17 protein-coding genes and 2 pseudogenes are annotated in these 15652 nt (G+C 73.0%); 7 read left to right on the top strand and 12 right to left on the bottom strand.

Annotation, left to right across the window (positions count from 1 at the left end):
• Positions 1–199: 199 nt before the first annotated feature.
• The gene (locus AB0H83_RS24495; RefSeq protein ID WP_360098173.1) at positions 200–625 is read right to left on the bottom strand and encodes a VOC family protein; all 426 of its coding nucleotides are present in this window, start codon (positions 623–625) and stop codon (positions 200–202) included.
• Between the two features lie 89 nt (positions 626–714).
• Here AB0H83_RS24495 and AB0H83_RS24490 point away from each other — a divergent pair, with 89 nt between their 5' ends.
• Together AB0H83_RS24490 and AB0H83_RS24485 are read left to right on the top strand one after the other, a co-directional pair.
• Positions 715–1689: a WYL domain-containing protein gene (locus tag AB0H83_RS24490; RefSeq protein WP_360098171.1), complete on the top strand. Its 975-nt coding sequence runs from the start codon at positions 715–717 to the stop codon at positions 1687–1689.
• A gap of 116 nt (positions 1690–1805) precedes the next feature.
• A pseudogene (locus tag AB0H83_RS24485) lies at positions 1806–2012 on the top strand (transposase); the annotation flags it as partial.
• A gap of 487 nt (positions 2013–2499) precedes the next feature.
• On the opposite strand, the gene AB0H83_RS24480 reads toward AB0H83_RS24485, so the two are convergent.
• Positions 2500–3792 carry a hypothetical protein gene (locus tag AB0H83_RS24480; protein WP_360098169.1) on the bottom strand — a complete coding sequence of 431 codons (1293 nt, stop codon included), beginning with the start codon at positions 3790–3792 and terminating at the stop codon, positions 2500–2502.
• Positions 3782–4273, bottom strand: a complete 492-nt coding sequence (locus tag AB0H83_RS24475) for a SigE family RNA polymerase sigma factor (protein ID WP_360098167.1) — start codon at positions 4271–4273, stop codon at positions 3782–3784. The genes AB0H83_RS24480 and AB0H83_RS24475 overlap by 11 nt, the downstream gene beginning before the upstream one ends.
• Before the next feature lie 112 nt (positions 4274–4385).
• On the opposite strand from AB0H83_RS24475, the gene AB0H83_RS24470 reads away from it, so the two are divergent.
• Positions 4386–4823 carry a hypothetical protein gene (locus tag AB0H83_RS24470; RefSeq protein WP_360098165.1) on the top strand — a complete coding sequence of 146 codons (438 nt, stop codon included), beginning with the start codon at positions 4386–4388 and terminating at the stop codon, positions 4821–4823.
• A gap of 179 nt (positions 4824–5002) precedes the next feature.
• Here the strand turns inward: AB0H83_RS24470 and AB0H83_RS24465 are convergent, their stop codons facing one another.
• From AB0H83_RS24465 to AB0H83_RS24440, 6 genes and pseudogenes are all read right to left on the bottom strand, one after another.
• Positions 5003–6529: a DUF4118 domain-containing protein gene (locus tag AB0H83_RS24465; RefSeq protein ID WP_360098163.1), complete on the bottom strand. Its 1527-nt coding sequence runs from the start codon at positions 6527–6529 to the stop codon at positions 5003–5005.
• An 81-nt stretch (positions 6530–6610) separates the two neighbouring features.
• Positions 6611–7132: a GAF domain-containing protein gene (locus tag AB0H83_RS24460; protein WP_360098161.1), complete on the bottom strand. Its 522-nt coding sequence runs from the start codon at positions 7130–7132 to the stop codon at positions 6611–6613.
• A 212-nt stretch (positions 7133–7344) separates the two neighbouring features.
• Positions 7345–7533 carry a hypothetical protein gene (locus AB0H83_RS24455; RefSeq protein ID WP_360098159.1) on the bottom strand — a complete coding sequence of 63 codons (189 nt, stop codon included), beginning with the start codon at positions 7531–7533 and terminating at the stop codon, positions 7345–7347.
• Between the two features lie 94 nt (positions 7534–7627).
• A pseudogene (locus AB0H83_RS24450) lies at positions 7628–7738 on the bottom strand (4-hydroxy-2-oxovalerate aldolase); the annotation flags it as partial.
• 23 nt (positions 7739–7761) lie between these two features.
• Positions 7762–8145 carry a nuclear transport factor 2 family protein gene (locus AB0H83_RS24445; RefSeq protein ID WP_360098157.1) on the bottom strand — a complete coding sequence of 128 codons (384 nt, stop codon included), beginning with the start codon at positions 8143–8145 and terminating at the stop codon, positions 7762–7764.
• Between the two features lie 57 nt (positions 8146–8202).
• Positions 8203–8373 (bottom strand): hypothetical protein, encoded by a 171-nt coding sequence (locus AB0H83_RS24440; RefSeq protein WP_360098155.1) that lies wholly within the window; start codon positions 8371–8373, stop codon positions 8203–8205.
• A gap of 317 nt (positions 8374–8690) precedes the next feature.
• Between AB0H83_RS24440 and AB0H83_RS24435 the strand changes: the two genes are divergently transcribed.
• The 3 genes from AB0H83_RS24435 to AB0H83_RS24425 all read left to right on the top strand — a co-directional run bounded on the left by AB0H83_RS24435 (position 8691) and on the right by AB0H83_RS24425 (position 13226).
• Complete coding sequence (locus AB0H83_RS24435) at positions 8691–9458, top strand: IclR family transcriptional regulator (RefSeq protein ID WP_360098153.1); 768 nt, start codon at positions 8691–8693, stop codon at positions 9456–9458.
• A gap of 343 nt (positions 9459–9801) precedes the next feature.
• Positions 9802–11232: an extracellular solute-binding protein gene (locus AB0H83_RS24430; RefSeq protein ID WP_360098151.1), complete on the top strand. Its 1431-nt coding sequence runs from the start codon at positions 9802–9804 to the stop codon at positions 11230–11232.
• Positions 11229–13226 (top strand): ABC transporter permease subunit, encoded by a 1998-nt coding sequence (locus AB0H83_RS24425; protein WP_360098149.1) that lies wholly within the window; start codon positions 11229–11231, stop codon positions 13224–13226. Before AB0H83_RS24430 ends, AB0H83_RS24425 begins: the two co-directional genes overlap by 4 nt.
• Before the next feature lie 135 nt (positions 13227–13361).
• On the opposite strand, the gene AB0H83_RS24420 is transcribed toward AB0H83_RS24425, so the two are convergent.
• Positions 13362–14126, bottom strand: a complete 765-nt coding sequence (locus tag AB0H83_RS24420) for an LPXTG cell wall anchor domain-containing protein (RefSeq protein ID WP_360098267.1) — start codon at positions 14124–14126, stop codon at positions 13362–13364.
• 111 nt (positions 14127–14237) lie between these two features.
• A complete protein-coding gene (locus AB0H83_RS24415) occupies positions 14238–14561 on the bottom strand; it encodes a substrate-binding domain-containing protein (protein ID WP_360098265.1) in 324 nt (107 codons plus the stop codon).
• Here AB0H83_RS24415 and AB0H83_RS24410 point away from each other — a divergent pair.
• Positions 14458–14697: a hypothetical protein gene (locus AB0H83_RS24410; protein ID WP_360098269.1), complete on the top strand. Its 240-nt coding sequence runs from the start codon at positions 14458–14460 to the stop codon at positions 14695–14697. The two genes, AB0H83_RS24415 and AB0H83_RS24410, sit on opposite strands and share 104 nt — an antisense overlap.
• A 45-nt stretch (positions 14698–14742) precedes the next feature.
• On the opposite strand, the gene AB0H83_RS24405 is transcribed toward AB0H83_RS24410, so the two are convergent.
• Positions 14743–15639: a helix-turn-helix domain-containing GNAT family N-acetyltransferase gene (locus tag AB0H83_RS24405; RefSeq protein WP_360098147.1), complete on the bottom strand. Its 897-nt coding sequence runs from the start codon at positions 15637–15639 to the stop codon at positions 14743–14745.
• Positions 15640–15652: the final 13 nt, after the last annotated feature.

Below are 15652 nucleotides of genomic sequence, written 5' to 3'. Positions count from 1 at the left end.
CCTTCGACCGGTCGACCTGCTGCCCGTCCCAGACGGGCTCGACACCATCATGTTCCCAGGTCAGAGGCGCTTTGTCGGTGGTTTGAAACAGTTCGGCGGCCCCCGATCCGCCCGCCCGCACCGGCCGCATCGACGGCGACGGGCGCCCCCAGTGATGTCCACTGTGGACGCCCGTGCGCCGGAGCGGCCTCCCGCGCGTTCAGCCGGCCTGGTACGCCACGGCGACGTCGAGGACCCAGGTCACGCCGAAGCGGTCCTTGAGCATCCCGTACAGCGGCGACCAGCCGGCCGGGGCCAGGTCCTGCACGACGGTCGCGCCCTGCGACAGGCCCTTCCAGTACGCGGTGATCTCCTCGCCGTCCTTGCCGCGGACCGACACGAAGACCGGCTTGTCGCCGGGGTCGTAGGACTGGTTGCCGGGCACGTCGTACGCCATGACGTGGAAGCCGTTGCCGCCCTGCACCTGCCCCCACATGACCTGGCCGGCCTCGGCCGGGTCAGTGACGCTGTGCGCGTCGGCGTACGTGACGACGGTGACCTGCCCGCCGAACACCGACTGGTAGAAGTCCAGGGCCTCGCGGGCGTCGCCGCGGAAGTTCAGGTGGGTGGTGGTCGTGATGCTCATGCCGTGCTCCTGTCTGTTGTTGCCTTCCGGGTCAGGTTCGCAGGGGAAGGTGCCAGGATGTGGCACCTACTTCGGGCAGAATCGCCCCCGTGCCGAAGACCTCCGCCCGCCTGCTCGCCCTGCTGTCGCTGCTGCAGGCCCGCCGCGACTGGCCCGGGACCCTGCTGGCCGAGCGCCTCGACGTCAGCCTGCGCACGGTGCGCCGGGACGTCGACCGGCTCCGCGAGCTGGGCTACCCGATCGCCGCGGTCAAGGGCCCCGACGGCGGGTACCGGCTCAGCGCCGGCGCCGACCTGCCGCCGCTGCTGTTCGACGACGAGCAGGCCGTCGCCGTCACCGTCGCCCTGCAGGTCGCCGCCACCACCCCCGGCAACGGCCTGGCAGAGGCGGCCGCGCGGGCGCTCACCACCATCCGCCAGGTCATGCCCGCCCGGCTGCGGCGCCGGGTCGACGCCCTGCAGGTCACCGCCGTGCAGCGGCCCACCACCCGCCCGGCCGCCCCCGTCGACGGCGGCGCCCTGCTGGCCATCAGCGCCGCCGTGCATGCCCGGGAGGTGCTGCGCTTCGACTACGGCGACGCCGACCGGCCGCCCCGCCGTGCCGAGCCGCACCACGTCGTCACCTGGGACGGCCGCTGGTACGTCGTCGCCTGGGATCTCGACCGCGCCGCGTGGAGCGTGTTCCGTGCCGACCGGATGGCGCTGCGCACCCCCAACGGCCCCCGGTTCGCACCCCGCCCACTGCCCGCCGACGACGTCGCCGCCTACGTCATCGCCACGTTCCGCGGCTCCACCGACGGCGCCTGGCCCTGCCAGGGCACGGTGATCCTGTCCCTGCCCGCCGCCACCGTCGCCAGGTACACCCGCGACGGCGTGGTGGAGGACCTCGGCGCGGACCGCTGCCGGCTCACCCTCGGCTCCTGGTCCTGGCCCAGCCTGGCCGCCGCGGTCGCCCGGTACGACGCCGACATCGAGGTGGTCGGCCCGGACCAGCTGACGCACGCGTTCGCCCACCTCGCCGGCCGCTTCAGCAGGACCGTCGCCGCGGCGACGCGGGCACCGTGAACGATGTACCACCTGGACGACAAACGCTCCCGGGCCGCGATCACCGCCATGAACGTGCTGCCGCTGCTGCGCGCGGACCAGGTCGCGGACCAGGTCGCGGTCGATGACGGGTGGACCCGTTCGACAACAACCAAGCCGAACGCGACATCCGCATGACCAAAATCCAGATGAAAATCAGCGGCAGCGGGCGCACCACCACCACAGCTCACCACTGGTTACAAGTCCGCCGCTACATCTCCACCTGCACCAAACACGGCCAGGACACCCTGACCGCACTCCGCCACGCCATCACCGGCAACCCCCTGGCTCCCACCCCTACCTGAATAGTTACCCGCTCGACGACTTTGATCACCGGGGCGGCGGCGTGGGTCGACACCGAACGGCACCAAGGCAGCTGCCGGACAGGTCAACCGGCGCGAGCAGACGGGCGCGGGCCGGCCGGATCGCGGGCAACGCGGCTGGGCAAGGGCGAATCACGCCGTTCGACATGAGCCGGTCACCGTCGGGCGGGCGTGGGTCGTGCGCCGGCCGTCGTGCCCCCGGTGATCCAAGGACAGAAATGGCTACCCCGATGACCACCCGAGGACTTCGATCATCGGGCGGCGGCGCGGGCCAGCTGGCGAGTGACGGTTACCCGGGCGGACCCGGGCGAACGCGAGAGGCCAGCGCAGACCGACGCGGACAAGCGCGGGCCGCCGGCGCGGGTCAGCGCGGGCCGCTGGTTCCGCACCTCATGCGGGCCGCTGGTTCCGCACGCTGCGCCGGCGCGGGTCAGCCTGTCCGGTGACGATCACGACCGTCTGGTGACGATCACGACCGGCGCGCACGTCGACGTCGCCGTGACCACAGCAGCCAGCCGAGGCCAGCGACGGTGGCAGCGGCCGCCGCGACGGCGAGGCTCAGCCAGACCGGCCACGGGCCGCGGTCCGGGTCGCCGGCCGGGGCGACCCGCGCCGCCGGCAGCAGCGCCGTGGCGGCCTGCAGGTCGTACGTGGTGGAGCCGTCGACGGTGGTCAGCGGGCGCAGGTCCGGACCGCTGAGCGTCCGGCGCTCGGTGGCGCTGCCCTGCGTGACCAGCGGCCGGTCCGGCGCCGCCCAGCCGACCAGCGCGATCTGGTCCGTCGTGACGATCGGGGCGGGCGGTGGCGTACGGTCCGCGGGGTCGGTGGGCAGGAAGCTGACCGCGCAGTCGAGCTTGCCGACGCCGGCGTTGTCGGCGACGGCGAGCCACCGGCCGTCCGGAGACCACGCGGCCTGCCCGGCGATCAGCACGCCGAAGCCGGCGGCGGCGAGCTCGGTGACGGCGCCGCCGCCGGCGACGTCGACGATCCGGATCGCCCGCCGCGGCTCGACCTCCGTGTCGGGGGCGCCCTGCACGGCGAGCCGCCGGCCGTCGGGCGAGAACGCGGCGGCGGTGGCGGGCGACGCGAGCGGCGTCGACAGGCCGGTCCTGAGGTCGAGGACCGACGATTCGGTGTCGCCGACGGTGTACGCGAGACGCGTCCCGTCGGGTGACCAGGCCAGTGGGCGGACCGCCCCGGTGCCCCGGCTGCGGTGCGCGGAGGTCCGGCCGGTGCGCAGGTCGACGACGGCGACGTCGGCGGCGGACCCGAGGCTGCCGACCGCGACCCGCGTGCCGTCCGGGGCGAGCAGCACCGGGGCGTCCTGCCAGGTGCCGAGCTCGACGGGGCCACCGCGGCGCTCGGCCTCGTCGACGCGGCGGTACGTGTGCCCGTCCACGCCTACCACGACCGTCTGCAGGGTGTGCAGCCACCGCGGGCCGTTGGTGCCCTGCACGTACGCGAGCAGGGCCGGCCCCGCCGGCGCCCCGGACACCGGGGCGGTCAGCAGCGACAGGCCCGCGAGGCGGGTCGGCAGGACCGTCCCGTCGGTGGGCGCGGCGGGCTGCGCCAGCAGCCCGGGACCGAGTGCGGCTGCTGCCAGTACACCCAGAACTCCGGCGGCACTGAGCAGCGGACGCCACCGGCTCGGCGCCTTGGACGCCCGCGCCATGAGTTCCGCGGGGTCCGGAGGGTCGACGTGGACGGCGTCGGCGAGGGACCTGACGGCCGCGCCGATGCGGGCCTGCGGGTCAGACGACATCGAGGTCCTCCTTGATCGCGGTCAGCGCCCGGTGCAGCAGTGACTTGACCGTGCCGGGGCGGCAGCCGAGTGCGGCGGCGATCTGCGTCTCCGGCAGGTCGAGGTAGAACCGCATGAAGACGGCCGCCCGCTGCCGCGGCGTGAGCTTCTGCAGCGCGGCGCGCACGACCTCGGTGTCCCCGTCCGGGTGCCGTGCGACCGGCTCCGGCGACACGGTCGCGTGCCGGCGCTCCAGCCGCCGGCGGCGCACCCACGACGTGCACCGCGACACCACCGCCCGGCGCAGGAACGGCACCGGCTCCCGCACCTGCTCACCGCGGCGGAGCCACTCGATGAACGCCTCCTGTGCGACGTCCTCGGCGGCGGCGAGGCTGCCCGTCGTCAGGTACGCCAGCCGGACGAGCGCGGGGTAGTGCGCGGCGTACACCTCCCGGAAGGCATCCTGGTCGAGGCCCTCCGGGGCGGGGTCGTCAGTCACCACGGTCACATCCTGCAGGCGCACGAGGTGCCGGTCCGGTTCCGCCTACCCTTCCATCAGTTTTCCCGACGCGGGCCGCCCGCACGCGCGCCTGCGAGCGTGTCCGGACAGGGAGGTGTGGTGGAGGCTGTGGCGGCGGCGCTGGCGGCTCGTGCAGCTCAGTGAGCAGCCACCGGACCGCCCGGTGCCGGACGGCACTGACGCCGTCACCACGGCGATCGCGGTCCAGGCCGCGCTGGCGAAGCTGGCGCAGCGGGCGGTGCTGGTGCTGCCGGCGCTGCGGCCGGACGGCACCGTGAGCGTCGTGCTGGACCCGCCGGCCGGGGTCAGCTCCGTCGACATCCCGCAGGACCTGCTGCGCGAGGGCCGGTTCGGCGGTCCTGTGCCGGCGCCGGCGGCCCTGCCGGCCCGCTGGCCGGTGATCGCGCAGGCAGCGCTGTGCCTCCTGGCACCGGTGCTGCTGGCGGCGGCCGCGGTCGTCGTGATGGTCCGGGCCGTCCGTCGGCGCCGCGCGGGCGTCAGGGCGGGACAGTCCGCGCTTCGCGCGACGTAGTCACCTGGGCGGAAGCGCGAGCTGTTGTCGGACCGGATCGAGGCGATGCTTGCCGCCGTCGACCGGAGCGGTGTCGGGTCGACGTCCGCGCCGCGGTCGACGTGTCGATGGACCGCGCCGGCACCCCGACGGTGACCGGGCCGCCGGCGGGCTGGTCGTGTCCGGCTGGCCCGGGCCGTTCACGCTTCGCCTCCGGCCCCCTCGTCGATGGGGATCTTGACCAGGAGTGCTGTGCCGTGTCCGGCCGGGCTCACGACCTCCATGTGGCCGCCGATTGCCGCGACGCGGTCCTGCAGGCCGATCAGCCCGGACCCGTCGACGAGGCTGGCGCCGCCGACGCCGTCGTCCTGGATCGAGAGCCGGAACACCGCGTTCTCCGTCTCGGCGCAGATGTGCACCATGCTCGCCTCGGCGTGCTTGGCGGTGTTGTCGAGCGCCTCGGACACGATGTGGTACACGGCGACCTCGGCATGGTCGGGCAGCCGCCGGCCGATGTCCAGGCTCAGGTCCACCGGGACCGCGCTGCGGCGGGCGAGCGACTTGATCGAGGCGCCGAGACCGCCCATCGACATGATCGCCGGGTGGATGCCCCGGGAGACCTCCTGCAGGGTCTTGAACACGTCGTTCAGGCCCTGCGCGGTGTGCGCCAGCTGCGCCTTGTACGTGGTCAGCTCCGGCGGCATGGACGCCTCGGTCATGCTCAGTTCGAGCCCCAGCGAGACGACACGTTGCAGCGCGCCGTCGTGCAGCTCGCGTTCGAACTGGCGTCGCGCGTTGTCCTCGGCGGCGACGATGCGGGCGCGGGAGGCGGCGAGCTGCGTGCGGTGCTCGAGGTTGGCGATCGCGATCGCGATGAGGTCGCTGAAGTCCTCCAGCCGCCGCTCGGCCGCGGGCGGTATGCCCTCGGTCGTGAAGGACACCACGGAGAGCACACCCCACATGCGGCCCTGCACCATGACGGGGACGCCCACCGCCGAGCAGATGCCCAGCCTGCGCGCGGTCGCCGCGACCGGACCGGGGTCATCGTCGTAGCTGTCGATGCGGGCCGGCCGCCTGGTGCGCTGCACCTTCCCGACGACGCTGTCCTCCTCGAGCGGGACGGACGTCGAGCCGTCCACCTTGCTGAGACCCTCGAGGCAGGTGGCGGTGCGGTCCGGCTCGTACCGCATCAGCACCGTCCGGACGTGACCGAGGGTCCGGCGGAGCTCTTCCGTCATCGCGCCGAACACGTCGGTGAGCGAGGCCCCACGGGCGACCAGGGTGGCCACCCGCCGCCACGCCACGTGTTCCTCGGCCAGCTCGGCGGCGACGGCGGCTTCCCGGCGGCGTCGCGCCGCCTCGGCGGCCCGGGACCGGGCCAGGTCGGCGAGGCGGTTGGTCGCCAGCCCGGCCGCGATGAACACCACGACGGTCGGCAGATCCCGGCCCGGGGTGAACCCGATCGTCCAGAAGGGCGGGGAGTACGCGAAGCTGAACGCCAGGGCGCTGACGACGGCCGTCAGGACGCTGATCCACGGCCGCCACACCACCGAGACGGCCAGGACGCCGCAGAGATAGATCACGCCCGTGGCGGCCGACGGCGTTTCCTCCATGAGGGCGTACAGCACGAGCGTCTCGGCCGCGACGCACCCCGCGGCGACGACCAGCCCGAGCCAGGACGGTGGCGGCTTCGGCCTCAGCAGCAGCGGAACCAGGTTTGCGGACACCGGCGACCGTCTCTCACCTCGCCGTCGACACGATGCCTGCGCCTCACGCCGGGCCCGGCCGGATCGCATGATGATGTGGTGTTACGCGGGTGCGCTGACCGCCTCCGTGCGCACCGGGCCGGCCGCCCTCGACGCCATGAGCCGGGCCAGCGCCGCGCCGGCCGCCTCGGCCAGTGCCTGGAGCGGGGCCAGCTCCTCGTCGGTGACCCGGTGCGGCTGGATCCAGTAGACGCCGATGGCCCCGAGCGGTTGCTCGACCCGCATCGGGACGATGGCGAGGCTCTTCACGAACGTCGGCCGGTACGCCTCCTGCGGCACCCGCTCATCGAACTGGATGTCCGGCACGATGGCCGGCCGGCGGTTGAGGATCGACCAGCCACTGATGCACCGCCGTAAGGGGAACCGCTGACCCTTCCACAGCGGACTCACCGCGTCCTCGTCGGCGTAGAAACAGTGCCCGTCCTCCAGCAGCACCACGGTGGACCCGTGCGCGTTCGCCAGCTGCCTGGCTGCGCTGCGGATGATGTGCTGAGCATGCTCGACGTCCTGCACCAGGGCCAGATCGGCCACCGCCGTGCCCAGCAGTTCGGACGCGTCCATCATCGATGGCCCTTCCCATTGCGGTGTCACACGTCTGGGGACGACCCCACGCACGACCCGCGTCGTTGGAGGCGGCTCGTTCGCCGGCCTCAGTTCCAGTGTCCGACGTTGCGGCGTTGCCGACAACGTTCGGCGACCACCGGCGGCGCGCGCTCACCCTTTGTGGATGATCCTCGCGGTATCACCCGCCGCGGGTGGCTCGGCGCACCGGCCGATCAGCCCGGAACTCGGCTGCCGGCCGGGTCGCGGACGTCCCGTGGGCCGGCTGAGCGTTGCGGGGCCTGCTCCCAGGCTGCCCGGGCCGCGTCCGGCAGGTCCGGCCACCGCAGCACCACCTGCCTCGGCACCGGGACGACGCCGGTGCCGGGCCGCGCCGGCGGGGTGGGGGCGGTGGTTGCGGTCATCGGGCTGCTCCCTTCCAGGAACTCATGCAGAACAGACGGACCTCGGCACCGTCTGATACCCATCCCGCACGTCGCCTATCCGACACCGCGGCCCGAACAGGTCGCAGCCGTGCGACCAGCCGTCCAGGGTGGCTGCCGCGACGAACGCCTCGAGAGGGCAGCTCCCGGCACCGGCACCGTGCCCGGCCAGGGACGCGTCGATCCGGGTCGCGCCTTCCGCGCCGCCGCTCAGGCTGCCGGCAGCCGGGTGTTCTGGTCGGCGATCACGAGCCAGCGCCCGTCGACGGACGCGTAGGTCAGGGTGAAGTACGCCCGGCTGTCCGACACGACCTTGCCGTCGCTGTCCACGACGACGAAGCGGTACTCGATGAGCACCCAGCCGGTGCTGCCCGCCACCATCACCCGCCGGACCGTGCGCTCCTGCGTCCAGCTGTCGTCGGCGAACATCTCCCGGTGCAGCTCGACCACCGCCGCCTTGCCGTCCAGGACCGTGCCGTCCGGCAGGATCAGCACCACCTCGTCGGCGAGCGTCGCCGCGTACGCGTCGAGGTCCTTGCGCTCCAGCGCCGACAGGTGCTCCTCGAGCGCCTCGTCCAGTCCGGTCCGCGTCACCGGGCGTCTCCCTTCGATACTCATCAACGTCGAAGGGATCGTAGCCGGGCGCGCCGGTTACGGGCGCAGACCGGCGAACACGTCGGGCCAGTTCCCGGGCAGGTGGTCCAGCTTCCCGGCCACGTACCGCCGCAGGATCAGCTCCGCCGCCGCCCGGCTCGCACCGGTGCCGCCGAGCGCCCGCACCACCTGGTCCATGCCGTCGGCGTCGTGCTGGCTGCCCGGCACGCCGACGATCATAGGCCACGCCGCTGGTACGCCGGATCGGCGCGCTGCGCTGCCCGGTGCTGCTGGCGACCGGGACGCAGGACCGGTTCGCGCCGCCGGGCTGGATCGGCGGCTGGCCGCCGGCGCGCCCGGCGCCCGCACCGCGCCGGTGGCGGCGTCGCACGCGTTTCCGTACTCGCGGCCCGGGCAGTTCGCCGAGCTGGTGCTCACCATGGCCACGGCGTCCGCCTGAGGTGGCGCCGCCGCGGCACTATCCTGCCGGACTATCGCCGTGTCGAAATCCCGGACGCGGTCCGATATTTCGGAAGGACATCCATATGCCCCGCGTGGTGCCAGCGGTCATCCGCACGCTCGACATCCTCGAACTGTTCCTGGACCACCCCCGGCTCTCGGCGGGTGACATCACCGAGCGGCTCGGCCTGCCCCGGACCACGGTCCACGAGTTGCTCGTGACCCTCGTCGCCCGCTCGTACCTGATCTCGGAGCCGGGCAAGCCCGTACATTTCCGGCTCGGCATGCCGCTGTTCCAGCTCGGCGCCGCGTTCGCCGGGCAGCTGGACCTGGTGCGGGAGGCGCAGGACGTGGCCGGGGGCGTGGCCGCAGCCTGCGACGAGGCCGTGCACGCCGCCGTGCTCGACGGCACCGACGTGATCTACCTGGTGAAGGTCGACAGCACGCACCCCGTCCGGATGGTGTCCGCGGTCGGCCGGCGGCTGCCCGCGCACTGCACGGCCGTCGGCAAGGTGCTGCTGTCCAGCCTCGCCCCCGCCGACCTCGACGCCCGGGTGGGCGACGGCGACCTGCTCGCCATGACGCCGGACAGCATCACCGACCCGGACCTGCTGCGTGCCGAGCTGGAGCGCGTCCGGGCCGCGGGCGTCGCGGTCGACGACGGCGAGTCCGACAGCGCGGTCCGCTGCGTCGGCGCGCCCGTGCGCGACCACACCGGCACGACCGTCGCGGCGATGAGCGTCTCCGCGCCGATCATCCGCTGGACCCCGGCGACGCACGCGGAGTGGACGCGGCTGGTGCGGGAGGGGGCGGCCGCGCTGTCGACCCGGCTGGGCTACCGGGCACCGGGCTGACCGGCCCGTGGGCGGCCGCCCGTTTCATTGACACCCACCAGTCGGTCCTCTAGCCTCGCACCACGCGCATCGAAATATCGAATTGCGTTCGAAATTTCGAACGTTGACTGGATCGCCCGCGCGCCGCCGCCGTCGCGCTGCCAGAGCAACCCGCGCACCACATCCGCGCGCTACAGAGCAACTCGCGCACCACATCCGCGCACTACCAGAGCAATTGGCGCACCACCATCCGCACCGCCGGGCGGTTCACGCACCCGCTCGGCGGGCCCGACGCCGGGGCGACCTGGCTCCCAGGCTTCTCCAGGCGTACGGCGTCGAGGCGAGTCGAAGGAGGCGAACGGCCATGAAGGACGAACCGGTGTGGTCCCGGCGCGGTTTCCTGGGGGCGGGGGTGGGGGTGCTCGGCGCGATAGGCCTGTCCGCGTGCGGGGACACCCCGCCGTCCACCCCCAAGGTCCAGCCGCCGGTGCCGAAGGAGCTGCTCGACGCCGCCGCGTCGGCGAAGGGCTCCTCGATGAAGATGCTGTCGCAGAAGCTGTACTCGGAGGCCGCGAACGCGGCGCTCGACAGCTCGATCAAGACGTTCGCCGGCGCCACCGGCACGACGATCGAGAACAGCCTGGTCCAAGCCGACGCGGGTGACGTGGTGGCGAAGATCGACGCCGAGGTGAAGGGCGGCGTCGCGCGTGACCTGGCGTTCATGACCGACTCGCGGTTCGTCGCGCAGTTCCAGGCACTGGGCGACCTGGAGGACGTGACGGACGTCGTCCAGGCGCTGACGGCCCGGTACGGCGAGCCCACCGCGGAGTCCAAGAACTTCTGCGTCTTCGACGGCAAGTGGTTCGCCGTGCCGTACCACTTCATCGGGATCGGGTCGTTCCTGCGCAAGGACTGGATGCAGGACAAGGGCATCACCCCCAAGGAGGTCTACACCTGGGAGGAGCTGCGCGACCTGTGCCTGGCGATCTCCGACCCGTCCAAGCGCCGGTTCGGCTGGGGCATGACCGTGAACCGGTCCGGTGACGCCAACGGCATGATCGAGGCACTGATCAATGCCTACGGCGGGTCGCTCGTCTCCGACGACGGCAAGAAGGTCACGTTCGACTCGCCGGAGACGGTGCAGGCGGTGACGTTCCTGGGCGACATCTACACCAATCCCAAGTACAAGCCGATGCTGCCGCCCGGAGTGGCCGCCTGGACCGACTCGAGCAACAACGAGAACTGGCTCGCCGGGATTCTCGGCTACACCCGCAACCAGTTCAGCGTCTACGCGGACTCCAAGACGAAGAAGAACCCCGTCTACGACAACACCCACGTCTTCGCCGACTGCATCGGGCCGGCGACCGACAAGCCGCTGCTGCTCGGCCAGTCCCAGGGCTTCGTCATCTTCAAGGGCGCCAAGAACGCCGCGCTCGCCAAGCTCCTGGCGCAGTACCTGGTCTCCGCGCCGGCCCTGCTCGGGGTGGCGAAGGAGGCGCCCGGCCTGGCGCTGCCCGCCTGGGAGAAGGTCTGGGACGCCGACCCGTTCTTCACCAGCGGCGACCCGGCGTTCCCCATCATGCGCAAGATCACCCAGCAGTCGCTGCCGCTGACCACGAAGAACGGCCTGCACTTCCCGCAGAAGGCCAGCGCGGGCCAGCAGGCCGCCGTCGGCGCCTACGTCCTGACCGACATGATGCAGCAGGTCACCCAGGGCACGGCGCCCGCGCGGGCGGTGCAGGCCGCCCACGCGAAGATGGTGCAGATCTTCAACCAGCAGGGCCTGCCACAGTGACGACGGTCCGTCCGGCACCGGCCCCGGCGACGCGGGAACCCTCGCCGCCGGGGTCCGGCTCCCTCTCCGCGACCCAGCGGCGGCTGGGGCGCGACTGGCGGCTGGCGGCGCTGTTCCTGGCGCCCGCCGCGGTGCTGGTCGGCGCGCTCGTGCTGGTGCCGATCGCCAGGTCGGTCGTCACCAGCACGACGGAGCGGCACGGGCAGCACAGCGTGTTCGTCGGTCTGGACAACTACCTCGCCCTCGCCGGCGACGAGCAGTTCCGCACGGGCGTGGTGAACTCGTTCGTCTTCACCGCGTACGCCGAGGTGTTCAAGGTGGTGCTGGGGCTGTCCGCGGCCCTGCTGCTGCACCACCGGCGCCGGGGGCGGGCGGTGCTGGCCGGGCTGCTCCTGCTGCCGTGGGTGGTGCCGACGGTGGTGACCGCGTTCAGCTGGCGGTCGCTGCTCGACCCGATCTTCGGCAGTGTCAACCTGCTGCTCACCGAGTCGGGGATCGGGCCGCTGCTGGCCTCCGCGCACCTGGTCGACAGCTGGCCCGCCGGCTGGCTGTCCGAGCCGTCGCTGGCCATGCCGTCCGTCATCCTCGTCAACGTGTGGAAGGGCGTGCCGTTCTTCACCGTCGCGTTCCTCGCCGGGCTGAAGGCCATCCCGGCGGACCGCTACGAGGCGGCGACCGTCGACGGCGCCTCGCCGTGGCAGCGGTTCGTCCACGTGACGCTGCCCGGGCTGCGTCACGTGATCACGGTGACGGTGACCCTTTCCTCGATCTGGACGTTCAACAACTTCGACCTCATCTGGCTGCTGACGCAGGGCGGCCCTGGCGACGCGACAGCGCCGTACGTGCTGGTCGCCTACTCCAAGGCGATCCTGCAGCTGCAGTACGGCGCCGGGGCGGCGGTCACGCTGGTGATGCTGCCGGTCATCGGCGCGCTGGTGTTCTTCCTGGTCCGGCTGCTGCGCCAGGACGCGGACGGGTCGCACCGGCCGCCCACGCCGGCGCGCAAGGCGCTGCCGTGGGTCCTCACCGTGCTGGTCGCCGGCCTGCTGGCCTGGGCGTCGCCGCAGATCTTCTGGAAGGCCGCGGTGGTCCTCGCGGTGATCCTGCTGATCGCGGCGGCGGTCGGCAAGGTGGTCTCGGCGTTCCAGGCCGGTGGGCGCCGCCGGGCGTCGTCGCTGGTGTCGGGTCTGGGCTCCGCGTTGGCGCTGGCCGCGTTGCTCTTCTTCGTCCTGGCGCCGCTGTACTGGATCGCCGTCACGGCCTTCAAGTCCGAGGGCCAGATCGTCATGCGCGACCACGACCTGTGGCCGACGCCGTGGACCCTGCAGCAGTTCGGGGACCTGTTCACCACCAAACCGTTCGGCCGCTGGTACCTCAACACGCTGCTGGTGTCCACGGCGTCCACTGCGGTCGCGCTGGTCTGCGCCGCCCTGGCCGGCTACGCGCTGGCCCGGTTGCGGTTCCGCGGGGCGCAGGGCTTCACCGTCACGGTGCTGCTCACGTACGTGATGCCGGGCGCGCTGCTGTTCATCCCGCTCTACCAGCTGCTCATCGGGGCGCACCTCACCGACTCGCTGTGGTCGCTGGTGGTGACCTACCCGACCTTCACGCTGCCGTTCGCCACCTGGCTGCTGACGGGGTACTTCTCGTCGATCCCTGTCGAGCTGGAGGAGGCCGCACTGGTCGACGGGTGCACCCGCGTCCAGGCGCTGCTGCGGGTGCTGCTGCCCCTGGCCCGGCCGGGGCTGCTGGCGGTCGCGATGTTCACCCTGACCAACGCCTGGAACGAGTTCCTCTTCGCCCTGGTGTTCATCACGAAGGACGAGTACAAGACACTCCCCGTCGGCATGCAGTCGATGATCATCGGGGATGTCGTGCCGCAGGGGCAGCTCGCCGCGGCGTCACTGCTCGTCAGTGTCCCCGTCGTGGTCATGTACGCGTTCGGCCAGCGCTTCCTCACCGAAGGGCTCACCGCGGGCGCGGTCAAGGGCTGACCGGCCCGCGGCCCGCGAGGTCACTGTCGGGGCCACCTGGGCCGGCTCGCCGGTCAGCGGGCGGTGGCACCGTGGCCCCGACGGGTCCGTGCGCCGCCCGCGTGGACGCGATGTCACGCGGGCGGCCGTGCCGGGTCAGTCCTGCCGGTCGGATCCCGGCTCGGGGGCGTCGGCCACGAACGTCGGCACCTCGCGCCGGCGGCGCACCATGAGCAGCGCCACCCCGCCGGCGATGAGGGCGACCGCGGTCATCGTCATGCTGGTCAGCGCGACACCGGTGACCGGCAGGCTGCCGCCGGGGGTGGGCGTGACCGTGCCGGACGGGACGGCCGAGCTGCCCTCGACCGAGCCGGAGCCGCTCGGCGACGGGCTGGCCGACGGGCTGGCCGATGCGGTCGGCGACGGCGACGGGGACGGCGAGGCGGTGCTGCCGCCGGGGCAGGTGTGCGTCAGGTTGAAGTCGTCGGCCTTCGTCGCGTCGTTGTCGACGACCGCCGAGCCGTCCAGCAGCTTCCAGCCGGCCGGCACGACGACCCAGGCCTTGCTGGTGCCCTTGTCGTTGACGATGCCGTCCGGGTACGGGTCCGCCGCGTCGGCGATGTGGACGATGACCTCGCCGCCGGCGACCGGCTGGAACTTCAGCGTCAGCGACACGAAGTCGGCGTCGTTGCCGGGCAGGACGAACACGAACCCGTCGGAGCCGGCACCCCGGTACTGGGTGGGGATCTGGTCGCAGCTTTGCGTGCTGAACCCGGAAGCGGTGGCGCCGCGGTGCGCGCTGTGCAGCGGCAGCGTGACCGACGCCGCGGCGGGAGCGGCGGCCAGCACGGCGGCCACGGCGGCGCCGGCTGGCACCAGGATACGGGGCAGCCTGCGCAGTGGCAGCCGCCCGGTGGGCATGGACAACGGGGCCTCCGGTCGTGACGCGAGTTCAGTTTGCGGCCGAAGAAGCGGCAGAGGCCGGTGTGGCGTTACGCTGTACGGTTGGTCATCGTCCGCGTACGGGGCGTTCTATCGAGTCTGGTCGGTGCTCTCGCGGACTTCGAGGCGGTGCGGCACCGTGATCCGCCGCGTCGGCCGCCCGGCGCCGGCCGGGGTGAGCCGCTCGGCCAGGCACTGCAGGGCCTGCTCGGCGATCGCCGCCTTGTCCGGCGCGATCGTGGTCAGCGAGGGTGTGGCGTGCCGGCCGTCCTCGATGTCGTCGAAGCCCGTCACCGCGAGGTCCTGCGGGATGCGCAGGCCCGCTCGCAGCGCCAACGTCTCCGACACCGCCCGCCCGGTGCTCGTCCTCGGCGTCGACGCCCCCGACGCGGGCAACGCCGAGCGCCACGACATGGCGGTCACCAGGGACTCCTGGGCCGCGCTGCCCCAGGCGGTCCGGGACCACCTGCACTGCCCGGTCGTGGACGAGCTCACCCCGATCAACCAGAAGCACACCATCGAGGGTCTCGTCATGGGCGCCGCCGGGTAACGGCCGCCCGCGGTCCCCACCCCGACGGGGGCGGGGCGCTCGCGTTCAGGGCGCCGGCGTCAGGGGCTTCTCGAACCAGTGGTGCGCGTACGCCTCGTCGTTGTAGGCGGGCACCTCCGCGTAGCCGCTGGAACGGTACAGGCGGATCGCCTCGACCAGGTTGCGGTTGGTGTCCAGGCGCACCGAGCGGTGGCCGGCCTCGGCGGCGCGGCGTTCCAGGTCGGCGAGGATGCGGCGGCCGACGCCGAGGCCGCGCACGGTGGCCGACACCCACAGGCGTTTGATCTCGGCGGGGGCGTCGCGGTGCAGCTTCAGGGCGCCGCAGCCGACCGGCTCGCCGGACAGGGTGGCGAGCAGGAACACGCCGCGCGGCGGGACCAGGTCCTCGTCGTCGACGGGGGCGCTGACGGCCGTGTCGAAGCCGCCGTCGAAGCGGTGCGCCAGCTCGCGGGCGTACGCGCGCAGGCACGAGCGGGCCCGCGGGTCGCCGGGCGGGCACGGGGCGAGCTCGACCATCGAGGCCATGAGCAGCCGCTCGACCTCGGCCATCGCGGTCGCCAGGCGGGTGCGCTGGCCGGTGCTGAGCGGGCCGAGGATCGACTGCGCCAGGTCGTCGGAGCCGCGGTCGAGCAGCTCCCACTCAGCCCGGCCGGCGGCGGTCAGGGCCACCTCGCGGACGCGGGCGTCGCCACCCGTACCGGCGGCGACGACGACCAGGCCGTCGGACTCCAGGGCCCGCAGCAGGCGGCTCAGGTAGCCGGCGTCCAGGTCGAGCCGGGCGCGCAGGGCGGCGACCTCGGCGCCGGCCGGGCCGATCTCCCACAGCAGGCGGGCCTGGCCGAGCGGGCGGCCCCGGGACAGGTACTCGTCGTCGAGCGCGCCGACGCGCTGCGTCACGGTGCGGTTGAAGCGGCGGACGGTCGCCACCAGGTTCTCGGTCACATGTCTGACTATA

Source organism: Dactylosporangium sp. NPDC050688 (assembly GCF_040654515.1).
Classification (GTDB): Bacteria; Actinomycetota; Actinomycetes; order Mycobacteriales; family Micromonosporaceae; genus Dactylosporangium.
Note: the sequence above shows the minus strand (reverse complement) of the source record. Positions and strands in the feature narration are given on the sequence as shown.